This window comes from Bacillus thuringiensis (genome assembly GCF_001182785.1).
In the GTDB taxonomy this organism is placed as follows: domain Bacteria; phylum Bacillota; class Bacilli; order Bacillales; family Bacillaceae_G; genus Bacillus_A; species Bacillus_A thuringiensis_S.
Genome location: NZ_CP012099.1, coordinates 1,192,002 through 1,212,114 on the forward strand (window position 1 = coordinate 1,192,002; position 20,113 = coordinate 1,212,114).

Genomic DNA, 20,113 nt, shown 5'->3' on the forward strand with positions numbered 1-20,113 from the left:
TTGGGTTAGAAGTGAAAGAAGGATGAGTGAAAATGGAATCTCCTATAGATTAAATCTTTTTTATTCTTTTCTCCAATAAACGCCAAATACATCAATTTTAGTAATAGGGGCTTTTAAATTTCGTTGATTTCTAAAGTCTGTCACAGCTTCAGCGCATGGCGGTAGCCCGTAGTCATCGATAATTATATAGCCACCTTTAGAAACTTTATCATATAAATTCACGAGACCATCCATGGTGGATTCGTACATATCACCATCAAGCCGTGCAATTGCTATTTTTTCAATTGGTGCTGTTGGTAAAGTATCTTTAAACCAACCTTTTAAAAATTTTACTTGATTATTTAGTAAATCATATTTTTTAAAATTCTCTTGTACTTGTTCTAAAGAGACGCGCAAGTAATCAAATGTGTGTAAATAATCACCGTAATCTTTTGGATATTGTTCTAGATTCGGTGCTGGCAAACCTTCAAATGAATCTGCGACCCAAACATTACGATTCGTAATGTTGTTTGCTTGTAAAAAACCATTCATAAAAATGCATGATCCTCCGCGCCATACACCTGTTTCAATAAAATCTCCTTCTATATTTTCACGAACAACGGTTTCCATTGCCTCTTGTAATTGGTTCATACGTTCTCGACCGATCATGCTATGTGCTGCTCTTGGCCAATCCATTCCATCATGACGTTCACTTTTTGAAACATTTGGTTTTACAATTTTTAAGTTATGGTTTTCGGCATATTGTTTAATGAATAAAGGGAGGGGGACTGTAACTGGTTCGAATTCTAGTTCTTTCGAAATATGTAGAGATGCGGGTAAGTATGCCTCATATTCTAACCATATTTCAAATAAAATTGTTTTCTTTAGCAATTCGAGATAAAGCTGAACAGCAGATTTACTTTCCATATTTGTGCCTCCTGCAAAATGTCATACAACAATATGATTATGTAGATAGCGAATGTTTCATGATTGAATTTGAAATTGAAAAAGCAGTAAAACTGATATCAGTTTTACTGCTAAGTAAAAAATTAAGCAACTTTTTCAATAATAATGGATGCGTTCGTACCAAGAGCTAATGATAGCCCAAGCCCTGTAACAATTACTTCAACTAATGATGGAGTTGTCGTAATTTGCGTAATTGCTTGAACAACGATAGGTGCTCCAACTGAGATTAAAGTGGCCCCAGTACCTGGAACAGATACCCCATTTACTTGGATTGTAAGTCCTCCTAATAGACTTATTGCCGCAGTATATACGATAACAGTGATTTTATAGAATCCAGTTTCACTAATTACGAAAGTATCAGGATCTAATTGAGAAATTGCTGTGCCAAACTGAGATCCAACAGTATTAAATGGTACTGGATCATTAATTCCAAAATCTAATGAAATCCCACCGGAGTTAAATGCATACAATCCTGCTGGAAGCCCTAGTCCGGATGGTCCAGTAGGCCCGGTAGGTCCAGTAGGTCCAGTAGGTCCGGTAGGTCCAGTAGCCCCAGTGTCACCAGTAGGCCCGGTAGGTCCAGTAGCCCCAGTATCACCAGTAGGCCCGGTAGGTCCAGTAGCCCCAGTGTCACCAGTAGGCCCGGTAGGTCCAGTAGCCCCAGTATCACCAGTAGGCCCGGTAGGTCCAGTAGTACCAGTGTCACCAGTAGGCCCGGTAGGTCCAGTAGGCCCGGTAGGTCCAGTAGGTCCAGTAGGCCCGGTAGGTCCAGTAGGTCCAGTAGGCCCGGTAGGTCCAGTAGGTCCGGTAGGTCCGGTAGGTCCAGTAGGTCCAGTAGGCCCGGTAGGCCCAGTAGGCCCGGTAGGTCCAGTCGGAAGGGTAAACGGCGGTATCGGTGGTAATGTTGGTCCTACAAGATTAGGGTCAAATGCACTAGCTGATAAAGATTCATCGGGATTTAATCCATCTGAATAATTATTATTTGACATAAATTCACCTCCATAAAGCGTTCATTATATAGTAGATGCAAAACCGAAAGAAAATGACACGGACATTTGAATTATTGAAAAGAAATCTTAAACTGCTTGAACAATTTAAAAAAATGGAAAGTTTAGTATATGTATAACATATGATTGATTTGGAAGAGGGTGATTATGTTGAACAAGCAAGGGATTACAATTAGTTTATGTATGATTGTTCGGGATGAGGAGGAGACAATAGCTCGTTGTTTAGATACAGTTGAGAAAATTGTGGATGAAATTATAGTAGTTGATACAGGTTCCGTCGATCGAACGAAAGAAATCGTAGAGAAATACACTTCTAACATATATGATTTCCAGTGGATTGATGATTTTGCGGCAGCAAGAAATTTTTCTTTTTCAAAAGCGACGCAAGAGTATATATTGTGGCTAGATGCAGATGACGTATTATTAGAAGATGCTCAAGAAGCATTGAAACTCTTAAAAAGAGAATTAGATCCTAAATTTGATGCTGTTTCGATGCCTTATCATCTTACGATGGATTCTAACGGGAAACCTTTATATTGTACAAAAAGAAATCGTCTTGTAAAGCGTGAAAAACAATTTCAATGGTTTGGAAAGGTTCACGAGTATTTAGCTATTGCTGGTGAGACTTTTAGTAGTAAAGTTGCTATTACACATAAAAAAGAAAAAAAAGTCACAAACCGTAATTTGAAAATTTTTCAAAACACTGTAGCTGCAGGAGAAGAGTTGAGTTCGAGGGATTTATTTTATTACGCAAATGAATCTACAGATAATCAAAAATATGATGATGCAATTCTTCTTTATGAAACATTTCTTAATCAAGACGAAGGATGGTATGAAGAAAAAATTTATGCATGTGGTAAGTTAGGAGATTGCTATGCGAAACTCGGAATGTGGGAGAAGGCAATCGAATCTTGTGTGAAGTCGTTTCGGTATGACGTCCCTAGAGGAGAGAATTGTACAAGAATAGGATATATATATATGGAACAAGAAAAATATAATGAAGCGATATTTTGGTTTAAACTTGCAACGGAAGTACCAATGGCAACTGAAAGTCCTTTCCATAGTCCAGCTAGCTACACATGGCTACCCTATTTACAAATGTGTATTTGTTATAGCAGGTTAGGGGAGCAGGATAAAGCGTATTATTACAATGAATTAGCAGCTTCTTATGTTCCGAATAATGCTGCAATTGAATATAACCGTAAATATTTTCGTGGAGTTTTTGATAAACCATATAAAGTGTAATAGGTTTTGTTTTTTAGAAATGATTTATCGTTATTCTAACTCTAATAGATTGGTTATATATTAGAGTATCAGTAACGTAACCAATATGGATAAAAGATTTTATACTGCTATTTGCGGGCTAATAATCAGTGGGGGATGAACAAAATCTGCACTTTATAGAATTCATATGAGATTTATATTTCAAATTCAAATTGCATAAGGAGTGTGTGAAATGAATCGGGAGAACAGCTCTTTATATGAAGAAAAATCCGAACATTATTATAATGCAGCGAATCCAAATTTATTAAAACATATAAAAAAGGAATGGAAAGAAGTTCTTGATATTGGTTGCTCGAGTGGTGCATTGGGAGCAGCTATTAAAGAAAATGGTACACGTGTATCAGGAGTGGAGGCCTTTCCGGAGGCGGCAGAAAAGGCAAGAGAGAAACTGGATCACGTGATTTTAGGTGATATAGAAACGATGGATCTTCCTTATGAGGAGGGGCAATTTGATTGCGTCATATTTGGAGATGTATTAGAGCATTTATTTAATCCATGGGCTGTGATTGAAAAGGTTAAGCCATATATAAAGCAAAATGGTGTGATTTTAGCTAGTATACCGAATGTTGCTCATATTTCAGTATTAGCGCCTTTACTTGCTGGAAATTGGACGTATACAGAATATGGTTTATTAGATAAAACGCATATTCGTTTTTTTACATTTAATGAAATGCTAAGAATGTTTTTAAAAGCAGGATATGTTATTAGTAAAGTAGATCGTGTATATGTTGATCATAAAATGTATGAGCCGCTTATTGAGGAGTTATATGGAATTTGTAAAAAATATCGTCTTGGAAGTGGCTTCATGGCTGAGACAGTTGTATTTCAGTATATTATTGAAGCTGAAAAATCACAATTATGAGTGGTGCAGACAAAACCATATTATTTGTTACATGTATAAATGATCGGAAATTGTATGCAAACTGCGTGCGACATATATTGCAATTGTTAGTACCTCCAGGGTATATTGTTCAATTTATGCCGATTCGAAATGCGAAAAGTATGACGAGTGGGTACAATCAAGCCATTTCGCATCCAGCGAAGTATAAAGTGTATTTACATCAAGATGTTTTTATTATAAATAGAGCCTTTTTATACGGATTACTTCAATTATTTGAGGAACATGAACACCTTGGTATGATTGGGATGGTCGGAGCGCAATATGTGCCTCCAACTGGTGTATGGAACGAAGGGCGTGGAATTGTAGGAAAAGTCATCGGCTATATGAATGATTTGTTTTATATGGCAAGTTTAGAACAACCGTATCACGAATCAAAAACATTTATTCCTGTAGAATGTATTGACGGTTTATTAATGGCGACACAATATGATGTTCCGTGGCGAGAAGACTTATTTGACGGATTTGACTTTTATGATGTATCTCAATCATTTGAATTTAAAAAAGCAGGATATACAGTCGGTGTACCTGTACAGCGCGATGCTTGGTGTATCCATTATCATTTTGATGTGAATATGACCAACTATGAAAAGCATCGAAAAATATTTGTGGAACACTATATGTCAGATGTAAATAAGGAAGAATAAGGGGGGGACAAAAATGAAAGATCATACAATATTAGTCGTTGTTTGTGTAAATAATGAAGAGCTTTTCAAACAATGTGAGAGCCAAATAAGAAACATTTTTGTTCCCCCTGGTTATGTCGTGCAAATTTTTCCGATACGAGATGCGCAAAGTATGGCAAGTGCATACAACCGAGCCCTTTCATATCCAGCGAAATACAAAGTGTATATACATCAAGATACATATCTTATTAATCGAGACATGTTTTCTACACTTATATCTCTTTTTAAAGAAAATGAAAAGCTTGGTTTAATAGGAGTCGCTGGGGCTCAGTTTTTACCGAATAACGGGATATGGTGGGAAGGAAAAAATTTAGTAGGGAAAGTGATTGAGTATAGAAAACAGAATTATCAATTATTAAATTTAGATCAGGTTTTTTATGATAATCAACCATTTTTGTCAGTTCAGGCAATTGATGGTTTATTCATGGCAACGCAGTATGATATTCCGTGGCGAGAAGATTTGTTTCAAGGGTTTCACTTTTATGATGTGTCACATTCTTTAGAGTTTCAAAGGGCTGGTTATTTAATCGGTATCCCAAATCAAGCAAATTTATGGTGTATTCATTACAACGGGGATGAGTTTGATGCGGATACATATGAGAAGTACCGGAAAGTGTTTGTAGAACATTACAAAGATATATTATCTCCATCATAAAGGAGAGATGCAGGGTGAAAGGAATTATTTTAGCAGGTGGAACTGGATCGAGATTATATCCAATAACGAAAGTAACGAATAAACATTTACTTCCTGTTGGTCGGTATCCGATGATTTATCATGCGGTATATAAGCTAAAACAATGCGATATTACAGATATTATGATTATTACAGGTAAAGAGCATATGGGGGATGTTGTTAGCTTTTTAGGGAGTGGTCATGAATTTGGCGTGTCCTTTACGTATCGTGTGCAAGATAAAGCGGGCGGAATCGCACAGGCGTTAGGACTTTGTGAAGATTTCGTCGGGAATGATCGTATGGTAGTTATATTAGGGGATAATATTTTTTCAGATGATATTCTTCCGTATGTTGAAGAGTTTGCAAATCAAAAAGAAGGTGCGAAAGTGCTATTGCAATCTGTAGAAGATCCCGAAAGATTTGGCGTAGCACATATTCAAAACCGAAAAATAGTTGAAATTGAAGAAAAGCCGAAAGAGCCGAAAAGTTCTTATGCGGTTACGGGAATTTATTTGTATGATTCAAAAGTCTTTTCTTATATTAAAGAATTAAAACCTTCTGCACGGGGAGAACTTGAAATTACAGATATAAATAATTGGTATTTAAAACGAGGGGTACTTACTTATAATGAAATGAGCGGCTGGTGGACTGATGCGGGAACTCATGCTTCTCTTCAAAAGGCAAATACGTTAGCACGGGATATTAATTTTGGGAAACAGTTTAACGGAGAATAGGTGAGAATATGAAAGTTGTAGAAACAAATTTTACCGATGCAAAATTGTTAGAACCGAGGTTGTTTGGAGACGAGCGTGGCTTTTTTTCAGAGAGCTATAATAAGCAGGTGCTAGAAACATTAGGGATTACGTATTCATTTGTACAGGATAACGTATCTTATTCGGCTAAGGCAGGAACGATTCGGGGACTACACTTTCAAAAAAAACCGAAGGCACAAACGAAACTCATTCAAGTTATGCACGGGGCAATTTATGATGTTATCGTTGATTTGCGAAAAGAATCACCAACATTTAAACAATGGAAAGGGTATATTTTAAGTGCAGATAACCATCGACAATTGCTAGTGCCAAAAGGGTTTGCGCATGGATTTTGCACGCTTGTCCCGCATACTATCGTTATGTATAAAGTAGATGAATATTATAGCGCAGAGCATGACTCAGGATTACTTTGGGAAGATAAAGATTTAGCAATTCCTTGGCCAGTAACAGATCCTATATTGTCTGGTAAGGATCAGATATTACCATTACTAGAGGAATATGAAGATAGTTTTTAAGTAGGAGCGTTGTTTATGAATATATTAGTAACAGGTGGGGCTGGATTTATTGGAAGTAATTTCGTTCATTACATGCTACAAAGTTATGAATCATATAAAATTATTAATTACGATGCATTAACATATAGCGGGAATTTAAATAACGTAAAATCTCTTCAGAATCACCCGAATTACTCTTTTGTAAAAGGAGAAATTCAAAATGGAGAGCTATTAGAATACGTTATAAAAGAGCGAGACGTACAAGTGATTGTAAATTTTGCAGCTGAATCACATGTGGACCGTAGTATTGAAAATCCGATTCCTTTTTATGATACAAATGTAATTGGGACGGTCACTTTATTAGAACTAGTTAAAAAATATTCGCATATAAAACTTGTGCAAGTATCAACGGATGAAGTGTATGGCTCTTTAGGGAAAACAGGGAAGTTCACAGAGATAACGCCGTTAGCTCCAAATAGTCCATATTCTTCCAGTAAGGCGAGCGCGGACATGATAGCTTTATCTTACTATAAAACATATCAATTACCGGTTATAGTAACGCGTTGTTCTAACAATTATGGGCCGTACCAGTATCCAGAAAAATTAATTCCGTTAATGGTTACGAATGCACTGGAAGGAAAAAAACTACCGTTATATGGTGATGGTTTAAATGTAAGAGATTGGTTACATGTAACGGATCATTGCAGTGCGATTGACGTTGTTCTGCATAAGGGACGTGTAGGAGAAGTATATAATATAGGTGGAAATAATGAAAAAACAAATGTAGAAGTTGTGGAACAAATTATTACTCTTTTAGGAAAAACAAAAAAAGACATTGAATATGTTACAGATCGTTTAGGACACGATCGTCGTTATGCGATTGATGCAGAGAAAATGAAGAATGAATTTGATTGGGAACCGAAATATACGTTTGAACAAGGATTACAAGAGACGGTGAAATGGTATGAAAAGAATAAGGAATGGTGGAAACCACTAAAAGACCAGTAAGGGGCATGTTAAATGAAAGAGAGGGTTATCATAACAGGAGCAAACGGTCAATTAGGAAAGCAACTATTTGAAGAGTTAGATTCTGAAGAATATGATATATATCCATTTGATAAAAAGTTATTAGATGTGACAAATATATCCCGAATACAACAAGTGGTACAAGAAATAAAACCACATATAATTATTCATTGTGCTGCCTATACGAAAGTAGATCATGCGGAGAAAGAACAGGATCTTGCATATAGAATAAATGCAATTGGAGCTCGAAATGTAGCGGTTGCTTCACAATTAGTAGGAGCAAAGCTAGTTTATATTAGTACTGATTATGTATTTCAAGGTACCAGACCAGATGGATACGACGAATTTCATAGTCCAGCGCCGATAAATATATATGGAGCCTCTAAGTATGCAGGGGAGCAGTTCGTCAAAGAGTTACATAATAAATATTTTATCGTTCGCACATCGTGGCTATATGGTAAATATGGAAATAATTTCGTGAAAACGATGATGAGATTAGGAAAAGAAAGAGATGAAATATCTGTTGTAGCGGATCAAGTTGGCTCGCCTACGTATGTGGCGGATTTAAATATGGTTATTAATAAGCTCATTCATACTTCTTTATACGGTACATACCACGTATCAAACAGAGGCTCATGCTCTTGGTTTGAATTTGCACAAAAGATATTTTCGTATACAAATATGAAAGTGAATGTATTACCTGTTTCAACGGAAGAATTCGGGGCTGCAGCTGCGAGGCCAAAATATTCTATCTTTCAACATAACATGCTACGATTAAATGGTTTTTTACAAATGCCGTCTTGGGAAGAAGGATTAGAGCGGTTTTTTATAGAAACCAAAAGTCATTAACAAATTTCTGTTAATGACTTTTTTGTTTGCCTTTAAGCGGTTTTATGGTACTATAATTATAGTATCAGGTACTAATAACAAGTATAAGTATTTCTGGGAGGATATATCATGGAACTATTACAAGGGAAAACATTTGTTGTTATGGGCGTTGCGAACCAAAGAAGTATTGCATGGGGAATTGCTCGCTCTTTGCATAATGCAGGTGCAAAATTAATATTCACATATGCAGGAGAACGTTTAGAAAGAAATGTTCGTGAATTAGCGGACACATTAGAAGGACAAGAATCACTTGTATTACCTTGTGATGTAACGAATGATGAGGAACTTACAGCTTGCTTTGAAACAATTAAACAAGAAGTAGGTACTATTCACGGTGTAGCACATTGTATTGCTTTTGCAAATCGCGATGACTTAAAAGGTGAATTTGTAGATACTTCTCGCGATGGATTTTTACTTGCACAAAATATTAGTGCATTCTCTTTAACAGCTGTAGCAAGAGAAGCGAAGAAAGTAATGACAGAAGGCGGAAATATTTTAACATTAACATACCTTGGCGGCGAGCGCGTTGTGAAAAATTATAACGTTATGGGTGTTGCAAAAGCTTCATTAGAAGCGAGCGTGAAATATTTAGCGAACGATTTAGGTCAACATGGTATTCGCGTCAACGCTATTTCTGCAGGACCAATTCGTACGTTATCTGCAAAAGGTGTAGGCGATTTCAACTCAATCTTAAGAGAAATTGAGGAGCGCGCACCACTTCGTCGTACAACAACTCCAGAAGAAGTTGGCGATACAGCAGTATTCCTATTCAGTGATTTAGCACGTGGAGTAACAGGAGAAAACATTCACGTTGATTCAGGGTATCATATCCTAGGATAAATATAATATTAATTTTTAAAGGACAATCTCTAAATGCTGAGATTGTCCTTTTTATTTGTTCTGAGAAAGAACGATTTTTAACGAAAGTTCTTACCACGTGATGAATATAACTATAATAGAACACGATTTATTCAGCTACGTATGGAAGTGGGAGGGACGAGTGTGAAGAATAAAAATAAAAGTTCAACAGTTGGAAAACCGTTGTTATATATCACGCAAGTAAGTTTAGAACTTGCTGCACCGAAAATAAAAAGGATTATCCTGACAAACTTTGAAAATGAAGATCAAAAAGAGCAAAGTAATAGACAAGAAAATATTGTAAGCAGTGCTGTGGAAGAGGTATTAGAGCAAGAACAACAAGAAGAGCAGCAAGTGGAAGAAAAAATAGAAGAAGAGGAAAAAGAAGAACATGCAGAACAAGAAGAACCAGAACCAGAACCAGTAAGAACTGTCCCGTATAATAAATCATTTAAGGATATGAATAATGATGAAAAAATTCATTTTTTACTAAACCGCCCTCATTACATTCCGAAAGTAAGGTGCAGAATAAAAACAGCTACAGTTTCTTATATTGGATCGATCATATCGTATCGTAATGGCATTGTATCTATTATGCCGCAAAATAGTATGAGAGATATTAGGTTGTCTATAGATGATATCCAATCGATTAGTATGGCCGGCTTTTAAATATGTAAAGGTGGTAGAAAGCTTCTACCACCCCAATAGTTTTTTAGTTTACTTTACGATAGAAACGTCGCGTAAGCATTGAATCGCACAGAAACAGCTTAAATCAACAGTAAGGCAAGTAGTTGTAGATATTAATCTTGCATTTGGTACAGCTAAAAACGTACAAATTGGATCGTCACCAGGTGGTACCGGAGTACCGTCACCTAATACTACAGTTAATACACGTAGCACAGCACAGCTATCATCATCTACGCTTTCCACACGGAAAATTGGAGATCGGCAGCTAGTAAGGCTTGCTGATGGTGCAAATGCTTCAAAAGGTTCTCCAGTTTTTGTGTATAAAATAAAAGGGCGTGTATTTGCTACTGATGCAGTATTATGTGCACCTAAGAATGGGATTTCACAACCAGATCCACATGTTGTTGTAGAACAATCTTGTAATTCATTGATGAATTTTACAACGTCAACTACACAATGAGAAGAGCCATGGTGTTTATTTTCGTTACAACTCATTAATGTCACTCCTTATCTTCTTGTTTGTATTTACATTAATAAGATATTGGAGTCGAGGAGATTTGGTCACAATCTCAAGACCTTTTTTTTTAAATAGGCGAAAGAGGATAAGGGAAGGTGGAATTATGCTGTTTACAAGCTGGCTTTTATTTTTTATTTTTGCGTTAGCTGCTTTTAGGCTCACTCGTTTAATTGTATATGATAAAATAACAGCCTTTTTGCGAAGACCATTTATTGATGAATTAGAGATTACGGAGCCGGATGGAAGTGTATCAACGTTTACAAAAGTAAAAGGTAATGGATTAAGAAAGTGGATTGGCGAATTATTAAGCTGTTATTGGTGTACAGGTGTATGGGTTAGTGCTTTTTTATTAGTTTTATATAATTGGATTCCTATCGTTGCGGAGCCGTTACTTGCATTATTAGCCATTGCAGGAGCAGCAGCAATCATTGAAACAATTACAGGATATTTTATGGGAGAATAATATATTTTCATAATACGAGAAAAAGCGGAGTTTAAAAGAATGAGGGAACGGAAATAAAGAGTTGTTCATATAGTAAATAGACAGAATTGACAGTAGAGGAGATGTTTGCTGTGAGCAATAATCCAAGGCAGAATTCATATGACCTGCAGCAGTGGTATCATATACAGCAACAACACCAAGCACAACAACAGGCATATCAAGAACAATTACAACAACAAGGATTTGTGAAGAAAAAGGGATGCAATTGTGGGAAAAAGAAGAACACAATAAAACAATATGAAGAATGAAACACTCATGCTACTGTGAGTGTTTTTTATTATATATAAAAAGCGGTATTTCTGTATTAGAAATACCGCTTTTTACTAGCTAATTTGTGCAACTGTTAATGCTGCAGCACGAATGTCTACAGTTCCAATCAACTCAACTGGTACAATTTGAATTAAGTCACCAGGATTTAAGTTAATAAGAATAACCCCACTGGATACGTCTACTTCACCAGTACCAATAACGTTAGAACGAACGGCTGTACCTGATCCAGGAATAATGTTAGCTGGTGTACCTAATGATAAGAAGAAACGACCAGCTTCTGGTGCAGTAGGTACGTTATCAAGACTAATTGTTAATGTATAACTGATTTGATAAATACCAGCTCGTAGAATTCGAATGCCATCTCCGACACTTACTGTATCGTTGATTACAGGAACAGTAATATTTGGATTTGGACTTACGCTAGGTAATAATAGTGGTGTAAATAGTGAAGCGAACTGAGGTGCAGAAGCATTGAAAGCAAAACCAAAGGCAGGTAGTGTACTAGCTGGCTTCGCCTCACAATCAATTTTAGTAAATTCGCAATCAGAAGAGAACATGTTTTTCACTCCTTTATCTGTTTCTACTTTCAGTTAATGAAAAGGACAGGTTCTATGTTCTAGACAAGTTCCCAATTTTAAGAAATTTACATAATAATACTCTTTAAGCATGGATTGGGTGGCAGATAATTCTGCCACCCAATCCATGCTTAAATCAGTATTTAGTTTTATATAGAAACATCGCGTAAGCATTGAATCGCGCAGAAACAACTTAAATCAACAGTCAGACAAGTGGAGGTTGATATTAGTCTTGCATTTGGTACAGCTAAAAACGTACAGATTGGGTCGTCACCAGGTGGTACAGCGGTACCATCACCTAAAACTACAGTTAATACACGCAATACAGCACAGTCATCATCATCTATACTTTCTACGCGGAAAATTGGAGATCGGCAGCTAGTAAGGCTTGAAGATGGTGCAAATGCTTCAAAAGGCTCTCCAGTTTTTGTGTATAAAATAAAAGGACGTGTATTAGCTACTGATGCATTGTTATGTGCACCTAAAAATGGAACTTCGCAACCAGATCCACATGTTGTCGTTGCACATTCTTGCAGTTCATGTATAAAACGAACGACATTCGATACACAGTTGAAATCACACTCATGTTGATGATCTTCATTACAATTGCAGCTCATTATGTTCACTCCTTCTCGTGAGTTCTGACATACACTATTACAATATGAGTGGGATATGGCTGATATTACGTTAATTCTTATGATAAAAACAAGGAATTTATATAGGAGGGATGTACATAACACATTATAAAAAAAAAGACATCCTTATTTAGTGGATGTCTTTTCAGGTAAGTCTTTTCGCACAGTATATAAAAAACGAGATATATCTAATTTCTTTCCTCTGAAAAATTGCGGAGAAGAAATGTAAAGTTCTTCTTTCGCACGTGTAATGGCGACATAAAGTAATCGGCGTTCTTCTTCTAATGCTTCAGAAGTTTCCGTAACACGATCATTTGCATCTTTTAAAGAAGAAGTATGCGGCAGGATCCCATCACTCGCTCCAAGTAAAAAGACACATGGAAATTCAAGGCCTTTTGCGTTATGAATTGACATAAGTGAAACGGCATCTTTTTGCGGCATTGTTTTTAATGCTTCCATTTCTTTTTGACCTTGAATCGCTTCGTCAATAAATTGTAAATAAGCTGGAATATCGGTGAAACGAGTTGCAGACTCCATTAATTCTTCCAACATTTCTTCTTGTATGTCTTTATGCATCGTAAAGGAAGAACGATCGTTACTTTGTAAGTACTCTAAATATTTTCCTTTACCATGAATGATTTCTTTTAATGCTTTTTTCGGTTCTAATTCTTTAATAAATTTAATAAAATCAATACGCTCATTTACCTTTTTCACTTGAAAAGGTTTTAAGCTCGGATTTAATAGTAAGAAATGAAGAAGAGAAGGAAAACGGCCTTCACCATATTTCCATTGTTCACGTTCAATAAATGAAATACAATCATCACGTCCGATATACATCGTCGGTAATATGTTTGAAAGTGATTCTAGTCGAAACGGCTCAATCACGAGTCGTAAATGATCTAATACAGGCTTAATTAAAGAATGTTCATAAAATGATTGGCTCGCCCCGTGTTTAATAAACGGGATTTTATGAATGGTAAGCTGATCAAGTAACGAACGACTTACAGAATGTGTGCGATACAGTAAACAAAAATCTTTATAGTTTCGTTCACCGCTATCTACTTTTTCTTGAATGAGCTGTAAAATTTGATTTGCTTCATCAAGAGTTGTAGCAGGTCTTGCATAAAAAGGTTGTACACCTTCCTCACGAACGGAGTATAGCTCTTTATCAAAACGTTCTTGATTTAATTTTATAACTTCATTTCCAAGCCCGACGATAAAGGGATTGGATCGATAATTCGTATTTAGTGCAATGATTGTTGTGTTATCAAATTCTTTTGGAAAAGATAAAATAATTTGGTGACTTGCCCCTCGCCAGCCATAGATAGCTTGATCATCATCACCTGCGATGAATAAATTATTTCTTGGTGTGGCTAACAATTTTACAATTTCATATTGTGCATACGATGTATCTTGAAACTCATCTACTTCAATGTAGTGAAAACGTTGTTGTAATTGAGTTAGTAAAGGAGCATTATTTTCTAACATATAATATGTTTCCAATAAGATGTCATCGAAATCAATATAATTGTATCGTTGTTTTACTTCTTCAAAACGTTCATATACTTCTTTAAATTCTTGTTCCACTGGTGTTTTCGCTTTTACATCTTTCGGACGATTTAATTTGTTTTTCTCAAGTGAAATCATTGCGAGCATCGTTTCCGCATCGTAATCGTCTTTTAAACGCAATTCTTTTAAGATTTTCTTTATCATAATTTGTTTATGTTTTTCATTTGCTAAAATTTGCTGATTATACCCTTGACTACGAAGCAATTTTAAGAAAACAGAGTGGAATGTACCAGCAACAACGTAGCTACTTGCTGCATGATTCATACCTGGTAACTTCGCGACACGACTTCGGATTTCTTCAGCTGCTTTTTGTGTAAATGTAAGTAATAAAATATTTCGTGGATGAACTTGTTTTACATTTACTAAATAACCAACGCGAGTTGTTAAAACAGATGTTTTCCCGCTTCCAGCACCAGCTAGTGTGAGAACAGGACCTTCGGTTGTGCGCACGGCTTCTAGTTGTTTTTCGTTTAAAAAAACATTTTGTTGTTCGAGAGCGCGGAAATAAGCCGCATCTACATCTTCTTCCATAATTAAATGGGTAGATGTTTTCGGAATATGATATGTCGCACGCGGAATATCAGCGTGTGTTAATGATTTTTGTGAAAATTTTTCTTGTGTCATATGTTCACCTTCAAAACTATAGCATCAACATTTAACTTTAGCGGAAGAAAAAGAAAATAGCAATGTAAAAAACAGGAGGGGTCACCTCCTGCTTTCAAATTACAATTCTTTTATCATTACGACGTGCGGGATATTTGCTTCCATAAATACATCAGAACTCGTTACATATCCAAGTTTTTTATAGAAATCTTCAGCATGTGTTTGAGCATGAAGTTTCAATTTTGGTAGCGAATTTTCTTTTGCATACGCTTCAAGCGCATCCATAACAATTTTTCCGATGCCTTTTTTTCGATGGGAACCTAGCACGCAAATGCGTTCCATTTTTCCGATACCATCAAGGGTGCGAAAACGTCCAGCACCAACTGGAACATCATTGTCATATATAACAACGTGTGTTGAAGTTTCTTCAAACTCATCGTACTCTTCTTCAGCAGAGACACGTTGTTCATTTACAAACACTTGTTTACGTACAGAGAATGCATCTCTTAGTTGTTCGTCCGTTTGTACAATCTGTGCGTGCAAATTAGTTGTTCTCCTTTCCAAGGTGGAATGTTTCGTGTACAGTCCATGTTCCATTTTCTAATTGATATAGAAGATGGAAACGATCAATTGGTTGTTCATAATAGAAATCTTTCATACGTAATCGACCTAATACATCAGCATGCTCTGCATCTGATAAGCCTTGTCCGATCGTTAAGTGAGGTACGAAAGCATATTCGCGTTCTTGCGTGAATAACCCGCCATGCATTTCTTCATTTAAGAAAGTAAGTTCAGGTGTTTTTTCTACTTTAAAATAAAGGACGTTATTAACAGGTGCGAATGAACCAACTTTCCCAACATGAAGGGTGAAAGGGTTCGTTTTACCTGCGATTGTATGTAGCTCGTTTACAATCGATTCTAATTGTTCATCTTGCGTCTCAAAGGGTGTTTTCAATGTAATATGTGGCGGAACTAATGCGTAGTGCGGGTCATAACGCTTACGCAATCCGTTCGCTTTATCTTGAATCATTTTAGATGGAAAAATTACAATGCCTAATTTCATGTTCCAATTCCTCCCTTTGTAAGTCTAGTTAGATTTTGAGATAAATAAATCTCTTTATCTATTATATCAAATTATTCTGAATACTGCTCTCTATTATTTCATTGATAGAATATGAGAGAAGGCTTTCGGTAAATCAGTTTTCCAATATTTCCAAGTATGATTACCTTCAAACTCCTCGTAATGCGTGATGAAATTTCTATTTATAAGAAGCGTATTTAACTCACGGTTCGGTTCTACGAAATCAGATACTTGTCCATCAGTACGTTTTACAGCCGTTTCTTCTGTGCCAATGACGTGATACAGTTCTAATGCTTGTGGATCTTTGAAGTCTTTTGCTAAGTTCATCACTGTCTCATCCACAAATGGTGATTGCATAACGACTTTACCGAATGTATGCGGATACATAAGTGCAGTCATAAAGGAAACTGTTCCGCCAAGAGAATCACCAATTAAAACACGACCTTTTCCCATTTGATACGTTGGATAATTTTCATCAATATACGGTGCAAGTTCATGAGCAAGGAAACGAATATATGCAGCATTTTTTACTTCATTTGGGAAATATTTTTCTTTACGATCATGTACATTTTTATATGGAATACCGACAATAATTGTACGGTCAATTTCTTCAGTTTCACGAAGGCGCTCAATTACACGGTGCGCTTTACCGAGCTGAAAATAATCTCTACCATCTTGTGCAATTACAACTGTATGTTTGTGCAGTGGTGTGTAATTTACTGGTAAATAAACGAGAAGAGTAACGTCTTCTTGAAGCGATGCGCTATAAAATGAAATTTCTTCAATTCTCCCTATTGTTTGACTCATGTAGATCCCCCTAAATAAAAATTTACTGTAACGATTGTAAGAGCGACGCTTGTAGTGAAAAAGGAAATAATTATTCACTAATTGGTGCCTTAATTTCTATTTTACCATAATGGTACGAAGAATCTAAAAAATTAGTATTTAAGTTATGAAAGAAAACGGATATAATGAAGTGGGATTTTTGACAGGTGAGAGGGGAGACAGGGTTTGAAACAAGAAAAATCAATCGCACTACCATTAGCTATTTCTATAATTGCCATTTCCTTTGCAGCAGTTTTTGTAAAGATGTCCTCAGCACCATCTTCAATATTAAGTATGTACCGCTTATGGATTATCGTACTTATTATGCTGCCTATCGTATGGAAAAAAAGAGAGGAATTTAATAGGATCCAAATGAAAGATTGGGGCTTTTTAATTGGATCTGGTTTCTTTTTAGCACTTCATTTTCTTTTATGGTTTGAATCTTTAAAGCATACAACAGTTGCTAGTTCAACAATTATTTTGGCACTTCAACCGATCGTATCTTTAGTTGGAGGTTTTTTTCTGTTTAAAGAAAGAACAACATATTCAGCCATTGCAACGATGGGAATCGCTATTCTAGGCGTAATGTGCATTGGTTGGGGAGATTTAGGTTTAAGTAAGCAAGCAATTTATGGAGACATATTATCCTTTCTAAGTGTAATAGCAGTTGTCGGTTATTTATTTATCGGGCAAACGACAGTAAAGAAAGTATCACACTGGATTTATAGCTTTACAGTCTTTGCATTCGCAGGTCTTTTTATGGGGATTTATAATGTCATATTGCAAGTACCCTTTACAGGTTATACGAAGTGGGATTGGACCGTTTTTCTTTTACTTGCGGTTGTGCCGACAGTGTCACATGTAATTAATAACTGGCTATTAAATTATGTAAATGCAACGACAATTTCAATGAGTATTTTAGGAGAACCTGTTGGAGCATCTATACTTGCGTTCTTCTTACTTGGAGAAAAATTAAACGCAATGCAAATTATCGGTAGCATGCTCGTATTGTTTGGTGTATCTGTTTTCTTATTACAGCAACAAAAGCGAACATCAAAAAATGTCGTAAACGAGCCGGTGTATACACAGGAATTATAGTGTTAGGGGAGAAAAGGGAAGTTGTGATACTTCTCTTTTTGTTTTATAGAAATACGGGCGTAGAAGGGGGAGGGAAATGGCAGAGATATTAAAGAAGTATATGAAGAATCTTACAACATTAAGTGAAGAAGAGCAGCAAATGATCCTCAGTGAATTACAAATTGAAGAATATAAAAAAGGAACAGTGCTCCTAAGACAAGGAAATGTTCCGTTAAAATGTTATTTTGTATTAAAAGGATGCGTTAGGCAACATAGTATAGATGAAGCAGGGAAAGAAGTTACATCAAATTTTTATACAGAAGAACAGGCAATTTCGAATTTCAACCATCATAAACAAGATAAATCTTCATCATATACGTTAACGTGTTTAGAAGATTGTATTGTAGTTGTTGGTGATCTACATAGTGAAAAGGACATGTATAATAAGTATTCACAATTAGAAGAAATGACGCGTAAAATGATCGAGTACAATTTCGGTGAAGTACAAGATGAACTTGCTGTATTTATCTCATCGACACCAGAAGAACGATATAAAACATTGTTACGAAAACGCCCGTATTTAATTAATCGCGTTCCACAATATCAGCTAGCAAGCTATCTTGGCATGACACCAGAATCATTAAGTAGAATTAAGAAACGGCTTAATTAGAGTGTTTACCACCTTTCAATAGTAGCCATATCGCAAGTCCTAATTCACCTGCAATCATAGGTAATTGGAATAGTGATTGTATGATTGAAATCATTGTATCGTATTGTGTAAACATTGTATTCATGACGTGAATTAGCATATAACCGGTAGCAGCAATGAACAGCAGTATACTAATAAACTTTGGTATCTGTTTAGAGAGAAAAGTTACATATCCTAAAACGAAAAGATGCAATCCAAAAATAATCAATCCTACAGACCAAATGTATTCGAATGCACTGAGAAACAACATCGTATATGTTTCTGGATTCGCAATTGTATTTTTTGAAAGCAACAATGCCAATATTAGATTGAATATAGCAATCCCAAGTATAGCTGTATACATAAGACGAAGCCAAGCTGCTAGTAATGAGAGGCTAGTATGAATTGGTTTTAGAAAGAAATAAAGAGCCCATGCGGCGACAATATCAGTAATAAAAATGGTAATCCACCCGAAGATTTCTGCTTTGAAAAGTGAATTTGAAGTTTGGATATTATGGAATGTTGTACTCGCATCTCCTTGTATAACGAGATTTCCATGAACAAAACCGTAAGAAAAAAATGCAATGAATGCCATAACAAGAAGAGAGGTACCAGCAAATAAGGCGTACTTTCGTTCAGTCATAATACGTCCTCCTTTTCTAATATTGTTTTCATTGTAATAGGGAAGAGGAGGAGATTCATTGACTTAAATCAAGAGGGGGAAAGTTTAGTGGAATTTCCATCAAAAAAAGATGTATGGTTATATCCGATTTTTTTTGTTGTCATAGGAGCGTGTTTTGCTCCTATATTTGCAGAGAGAGAATATTTTCTTTTATTTTTTACGATTCCGTTAGCCATAGTATTTATTTTTGGGTGGTTTTCAACCAAATATATTGTGGAAGAGGAAATGATTATCATTAGGTCAGGTTTTATTAAAAAACGTATTTTTATACGAGATATAAAACAAATTTCAAATACGAAAAATCCAATAGCAGCTCATGCTCTATCATTCGATCGACTTGAAATTGTTTACGATACACATAAAACAGAAATTATTTCTCCAAGAAATAAAGAACAATTTATTAATCTTGTAAAAAGTAAAAACTCAAATATTGAAATCAAGTAAAAGAGTGGCTACGAAGCCACTCTTTTACTTTGGATTTGTCATATAAGGTTGTACATGAATGACACATAGGTCACGGAATTTGCCTTCAGCAGTTGTGACAATTACGACTGCTCTACCTGCACTTTTTCCAGTAATCGTCACGGTGTCACCTTTTGGATATATGGTGATGATATCAGAATTCATATTTGACCAAATAAGCTCTTTATTTGTTGCTTGTATTGGCAAAATGGAAGCTGATAAAACAATATTTTGTCCCGTTTTTATTTTTAATTTATGCTTTTCCATATGAACACCGATGACTGAAATAACAGAAGGAGCAATTGAAATTTTAGGCGGGTTAGGTTGCATGTTTAAACAAGACGCAGAAGTATTTGTGATAGGTGAAAATTTTCGTGTTTGTTGTTGCTGGAAAGCTGCTAACATATT

26 protein-coding genes are annotated in these 20,113 nt (G+C 35.8%); 15 read left to right on the forward strand and 11 right to left on the reverse strand.

From position 1 onward, the window contains the following. Window positions 1-60: 60 nt before the first annotated feature. Both AC241_RS06155 and AC241_RS06160 read right to left on the reverse strand, forming a co-directional pair. On the reverse strand, window positions 61-906 hold the full coding sequence (locus AC241_RS06155; RefSeq protein WP_043937653.1) for a TylF/MycF family methyltransferase: 846 nt from the start codon (window positions 904-906) through the stop codon (window positions 61-63). Between the two features lie 122 nt (window positions 907-1,028). Then, window positions 1,029-1,934, reverse strand: coding sequence for a BclA C-terminal domain-containing protein (locus tag AC241_RS06160; protein WP_050842871.1), 906 nt, complete (start codon window positions 1,932-1,934; stop codon window positions 1,029-1,031). A 165-nt stretch (window positions 1,935-2,099) separates the two neighbouring features. Here AC241_RS06160 and AC241_RS06165 point away from each other — a divergent pair, with 165 nt between their 5' ends. The 10 genes from AC241_RS06165 (at window position 2,100) to AC241_RS06210 (ending at window position 10,201) form a co-directional block, all read left to right on the forward strand. After that, window positions 2,100-3,197: a glycosyltransferase gene (locus AC241_RS06165; protein ID WP_050842873.1), complete on the forward strand. Its 1,098-nt coding sequence runs from the start codon at window positions 2,100-2,102 to the stop codon at window positions 3,195-3,197. Between the two features lie 211 nt (window positions 3,198-3,408). Beyond that, on the forward strand, window positions 3,409-4,098 hold the full coding sequence (locus tag AC241_RS06170; protein ID WP_016082453.1) for a class I SAM-dependent methyltransferase: 690 nt from the start codon (window positions 3,409-3,411) through the stop codon (window positions 4,096-4,098). Continuing rightward, window positions 4,095-4,781 carry a glycosyltransferase family protein gene (locus tag AC241_RS06175; RefSeq protein ID WP_016082452.1) on the forward strand — a complete coding sequence of 229 codons (687 nt, stop codon included), beginning with the start codon at window positions 4,095-4,097 and terminating at the stop codon, window positions 4,779-4,781. Before AC241_RS06170 ends, AC241_RS06175 begins: the two co-directional genes overlap by 4 nt. A 13-nt stretch (window positions 4,782-4,794) precedes the next feature. Then, a complete protein-coding gene (locus AC241_RS06180) occupies window positions 4,795-5,475 on the forward strand; it encodes a glycosyltransferase family protein (protein WP_016082451.1) in 681 nt (226 codons plus the stop codon). A gap of 14 nt (window positions 5,476-5,489) precedes the next feature. Beyond that, window positions 5,490-6,227, forward strand: a complete 738-nt coding sequence (locus AC241_RS06185; RefSeq protein WP_000676160.1) for a sugar phosphate nucleotidyltransferase — start codon at window positions 5,490-5,492, stop codon at window positions 6,225-6,227. 8 nt (window positions 6,228-6,235) lie between these two features. Continuing rightward, on the forward strand, window positions 6,236-6,781 hold the full coding sequence (rfbC, locus tag AC241_RS06190; RefSeq protein WP_050842875.1) for a dTDP-4-dehydrorhamnose 3,5-epimerase: 546 nt from the start codon (window positions 6,236-6,238) through the stop codon (window positions 6,779-6,781). 15 nt (window positions 6,782-6,796) lie between these two features. Beyond that, window positions 6,797-7,768, forward strand: a complete 972-nt coding sequence (gene rfbB, locus AC241_RS06195; RefSeq protein WP_050842877.1) for a dTDP-glucose 4,6-dehydratase — start codon at window positions 6,797-6,799, stop codon at window positions 7,766-7,768. Window positions 7,769-7,780: 12 nt separating this feature from the next. Then, window positions 7,781-8,635: a dTDP-4-dehydrorhamnose reductase gene (rfbD, locus tag AC241_RS06200; protein ID WP_016082448.1), complete on the forward strand. Its 855-nt coding sequence runs from the start codon at window positions 7,781-7,783 to the stop codon at window positions 8,633-8,635. A 108-nt stretch (window positions 8,636-8,743) separates the two neighbouring features. After that, the gene (gene fabI / locus AC241_RS06205) at window positions 8,744-9,514 is read left to right on the forward strand and encodes an enoyl-ACP reductase FabI (protein WP_000421885.1); all 771 of its coding nucleotides are present in this window, start codon (window positions 8,744-8,746) and stop codon (window positions 9,512-9,514) included. 141 nt (window positions 9,515-9,655) lie between these two features. Continuing rightward, window positions 9,656-10,201, forward strand: a complete 546-nt coding sequence (locus tag AC241_RS06210; RefSeq protein WP_080990745.1) for a spore coat CotO family protein — start codon at window positions 9,656-9,658, stop codon at window positions 10,199-10,201. A gap of 48 nt (window positions 10,202-10,249) precedes the next feature. Here AC241_RS06210 and exsY read toward each other — a convergent pair whose 3' ends face one another. Next, window positions 10,250-10,714, reverse strand: a complete 465-nt coding sequence (gene exsY, locus AC241_RS06215) for an exosporium assembly protein ExsY (RefSeq protein WP_001277739.1) — start codon at window positions 10,712-10,714, stop codon at window positions 10,250-10,252. A gap of 125 nt (window positions 10,715-10,839) precedes the next feature. Between exsY and AC241_RS06220 the strand changes: the two genes are divergently transcribed. Both AC241_RS06220 and AC241_RS06225 read left to right on the forward strand, forming a co-directional pair. Next, window positions 10,840-11,199 (forward strand): DUF1360 domain-containing protein, encoded by a 360-nt coding sequence (locus tag AC241_RS06220; protein ID WP_000899664.1) that lies wholly within the window; start codon window positions 10,840-10,842, stop codon window positions 11,197-11,199. 101 nt (window positions 11,200-11,300) lie between these two features. Beyond that, a complete protein-coding gene (locus AC241_RS06225; protein ID WP_029948404.1) occupies window positions 11,301-11,486 on the forward strand; it encodes a hypothetical protein in 186 nt (61 codons plus the stop codon). Window positions 11,487-11,561: 75 nt separating this feature from the next. On the opposite strand, the gene exsF is transcribed toward AC241_RS06225, so the two are convergent. The 6 genes from exsF to AC241_RS06255 all read right to left on the reverse strand — a co-directional run bounded on the left by exsF (window position 11,562) and on the right by AC241_RS06255 (window position 16,778). Continuing rightward, window positions 11,562-12,065, reverse strand: coding sequence for an exosporium protein ExsF (gene exsF, locus AC241_RS06230; RefSeq protein WP_016082446.1), 504 nt, complete (start codon window positions 12,063-12,065; stop codon window positions 11,562-11,564). A 167-nt stretch (window positions 12,066-12,232) separates the two neighbouring features. Next, complete coding sequence (gene cotY, locus AC241_RS06235; protein ID WP_016082445.1) at window positions 12,233-12,700, reverse strand: spore coat protein CotY; 468 nt, start codon at window positions 12,698-12,700, stop codon at window positions 12,233-12,235. Between the two features lie 144 nt (window positions 12,701-12,844). Further along, on the reverse strand, window positions 12,845-14,911 hold the full coding sequence (locus AC241_RS06240) for an ATP-dependent helicase (protein ID WP_016082444.1): 2,067 nt from the start codon (window positions 14,909-14,911) through the stop codon (window positions 12,845-12,847). Between the two features lie 99 nt (window positions 14,912-15,010). Further along, window positions 15,011-15,433, reverse strand: coding sequence for a GNAT family N-acetyltransferase (locus AC241_RS06245; RefSeq protein WP_000543305.1), 423 nt, complete (start codon window positions 15,431-15,433; stop codon window positions 15,011-15,013). Window position 15,434: 1 nt separating this feature from the next. Beyond that, window positions 15,435-15,953 (reverse strand): YjcG family protein, encoded by a 519-nt coding sequence (locus tag AC241_RS06250; RefSeq protein WP_016082443.1) that lies wholly within the window; start codon window positions 15,951-15,953, stop codon window positions 15,435-15,437. 93 nt (window positions 15,954-16,046) lie between these two features. Continuing rightward, window positions 16,047-16,778 (reverse strand): alpha/beta hydrolase, encoded by a 732-nt coding sequence (locus tag AC241_RS06255; protein WP_050842881.1) that lies wholly within the window; start codon window positions 16,776-16,778, stop codon window positions 16,047-16,049. Between the two features lie 204 nt (window positions 16,779-16,982). Between AC241_RS06255 and AC241_RS06260 the strand changes: the two genes are divergently transcribed. After that, entirely contained in the window at window positions 16,983-17,894 is a 912-nt protein-coding gene (locus tag AC241_RS06260; RefSeq protein ID WP_016082441.1) for a DMT family transporter, read from the forward strand. Window positions 17,895-17,970: 76 nt separating this feature from the next. Continuing rightward, a complete protein-coding gene (locus AC241_RS06265) occupies window positions 17,971-18,543 on the forward strand; it encodes a Crp/Fnr family transcriptional regulator (protein ID WP_016082440.1) in 573 nt (190 codons plus the stop codon). Here the strand turns inward: AC241_RS06265 and AC241_RS06270 are convergent. Beyond that, entirely contained in the window at window positions 18,536-19,204 is a 669-nt protein-coding gene (locus AC241_RS06270) for a DUF4386 domain-containing protein (protein ID WP_048564880.1), read from the reverse strand. The genes AC241_RS06265 and AC241_RS06270 overlap by 8 nt on opposite strands. Before the next feature lie 87 nt (window positions 19,205-19,291). Here AC241_RS06270 and AC241_RS06275 point away from each other — a divergent pair, with 87 nt between their 5' ends. Further along, window positions 19,292-19,687: a PH domain-containing protein gene (locus AC241_RS06275; RefSeq protein WP_043937643.1), complete on the forward strand. Its 396-nt coding sequence runs from the start codon at window positions 19,292-19,294 to the stop codon at window positions 19,685-19,687. Window positions 19,688-19,711: 24 nt separating this feature from the next. Here the strand turns inward: AC241_RS06275 and AC241_RS06280 are convergent, their stop codons facing one another. Then, window positions 19,712-20,110: an Ig-like domain-containing protein gene (locus AC241_RS06280; protein WP_000878735.1), complete on the reverse strand. Its 399-nt coding sequence runs from the start codon at window positions 20,108-20,110 to the stop codon at window positions 19,712-19,714. Between the last annotated feature and the right edge of the window lie 3 nt (window positions 20,111-20,113).

What these genes read in the sequence shown, in the direction of transcription:
- rfbD (WP_016082448.1), top strand. Translation starts at nt 7,781, where the DNA reads ATGAAAGAGAGGGTTATCATAACAGGAGCAAACGGTCAATTAGGAAAG.
- AC241_RS06255 (WP_050842881.1), bottom strand. Translation starts at nt 16,778, where the DNA reads ATGAGTCAAACAATAGGGAGAATTGAAGAAATTTCATTTTATAGCGCA.
- AC241_RS06180 (WP_016082451.1), top strand. Translation starts at nt 4,795, where the DNA reads ATGAAAGATCATACAATATTAGTCGTTGTTTGTGTAAATAATGAAGAG.
- AC241_RS06160 (WP_050842871.1), bottom strand. Translation starts at nt 1,934, where the DNA reads ATGTCAAATAATAATTATTCAGATGGATTAAATCCCGATGAATCTTTA.
- AC241_RS06165 (WP_050842873.1), top strand. Translation starts at nt 2,100, where the DNA reads ATGTTGAACAAGCAAGGGATTACAATTAGTTTATGTATGATTGTTCGG.
- exsF (WP_016082446.1), bottom strand. Translation starts at nt 12,065, where the DNA reads ATGTTCTCTTCTGATTGCGAATTTACTAAAATTGATTGTGAGGCGAAG.
- rfbB (WP_050842877.1), top strand. Translation starts at nt 6,797, where the DNA reads ATGAATATATTAGTAACAGGTGGGGCTGGATTTATTGGAAGTAATTTC.
- AC241_RS06220 (WP_000899664.1), top strand. Translation starts at nt 10,840, where the DNA reads ATGCTGTTTACAAGCTGGCTTTTATTTTTTATTTTTGCGTTAGCTGCT.
- AC241_RS06265 (WP_016082440.1), top strand. Translation starts at nt 17,971, where the DNA reads ATGGCAGAGATATTAAAGAAGTATATGAAGAATCTTACAACATTAAGT.
- AC241_RS06280 (WP_000878735.1), bottom strand. Translation starts at nt 20,110, where the DNA reads ATGTTAGCAGCTTTCCAGCAACAACAAACACGAAAATTTTCACCTATC.
- AC241_RS06210 (WP_080990745.1), top strand. Translation starts at nt 9,656, where the DNA reads ATGGAAGTGGGAGGGACGAGTGTGAAGAATAAAAATAAAAGTTCAACA.
- AC241_RS06170 (WP_016082453.1), top strand. Translation starts at nt 3,409, where the DNA reads ATGAATCGGGAGAACAGCTCTTTATATGAAGAAAAATCCGAACATTAT.
- AC241_RS06175 (WP_016082452.1), top strand. Translation starts at nt 4,095, where the DNA reads ATGAGTGGTGCAGACAAAACCATATTATTTGTTACATGTATAAATGAT.
- AC241_RS06225 (WP_029948404.1), top strand. Translation starts at nt 11,301, where the DNA reads ATGTTTGCTGTGAGCAATAATCCAAGGCAGAATTCATATGACCTGCAG.
- cotY (WP_016082445.1), bottom strand. Translation starts at nt 12,700, where the DNA reads ATGAGCTGCAATTGTAATGAAGATCATCAACATGAGTGTGATTTCAAC.
- AC241_RS06250 (WP_016082443.1), bottom strand. Translation starts at nt 15,953, where the DNA reads ATGAAATTAGGCATTGTAATTTTTCCATCTAAAATGATTCAAGATAAA.
- AC241_RS06270 (WP_048564880.1), bottom strand. Translation starts at nt 19,204, where the DNA reads ATGACTGAACGAAAGTACGCCTTATTTGCTGGTACCTCTCTTCTTGTT.
- exsY (WP_001277739.1), bottom strand. Translation starts at nt 10,714, where the DNA reads ATGAGTTGTAACGAAAATAAACACCATGGCTCTTCTCATTGTGTAGTT.
- AC241_RS06155 (WP_043937653.1), bottom strand. Translation starts at nt 906, where the DNA reads ATGGAAAGTAAATCTGCTGTTCAGCTTTATCTCGAATTGCTAAAGAAA.
- fabI (WP_000421885.1), top strand. Translation starts at nt 8,744, where the DNA reads ATGGAACTATTACAAGGGAAAACATTTGTTGTTATGGGCGTTGCGAAC.
- rfbC (WP_050842875.1), top strand. Translation starts at nt 6,236, where the DNA reads ATGAAAGTTGTAGAAACAAATTTTACCGATGCAAAATTGTTAGAACCG.
- AC241_RS06240 (WP_016082444.1), bottom strand. Translation starts at nt 14,911, where the DNA reads ATGACACAAGAAAAATTTTCACAAAAATCATTAACACACGCTGATATT.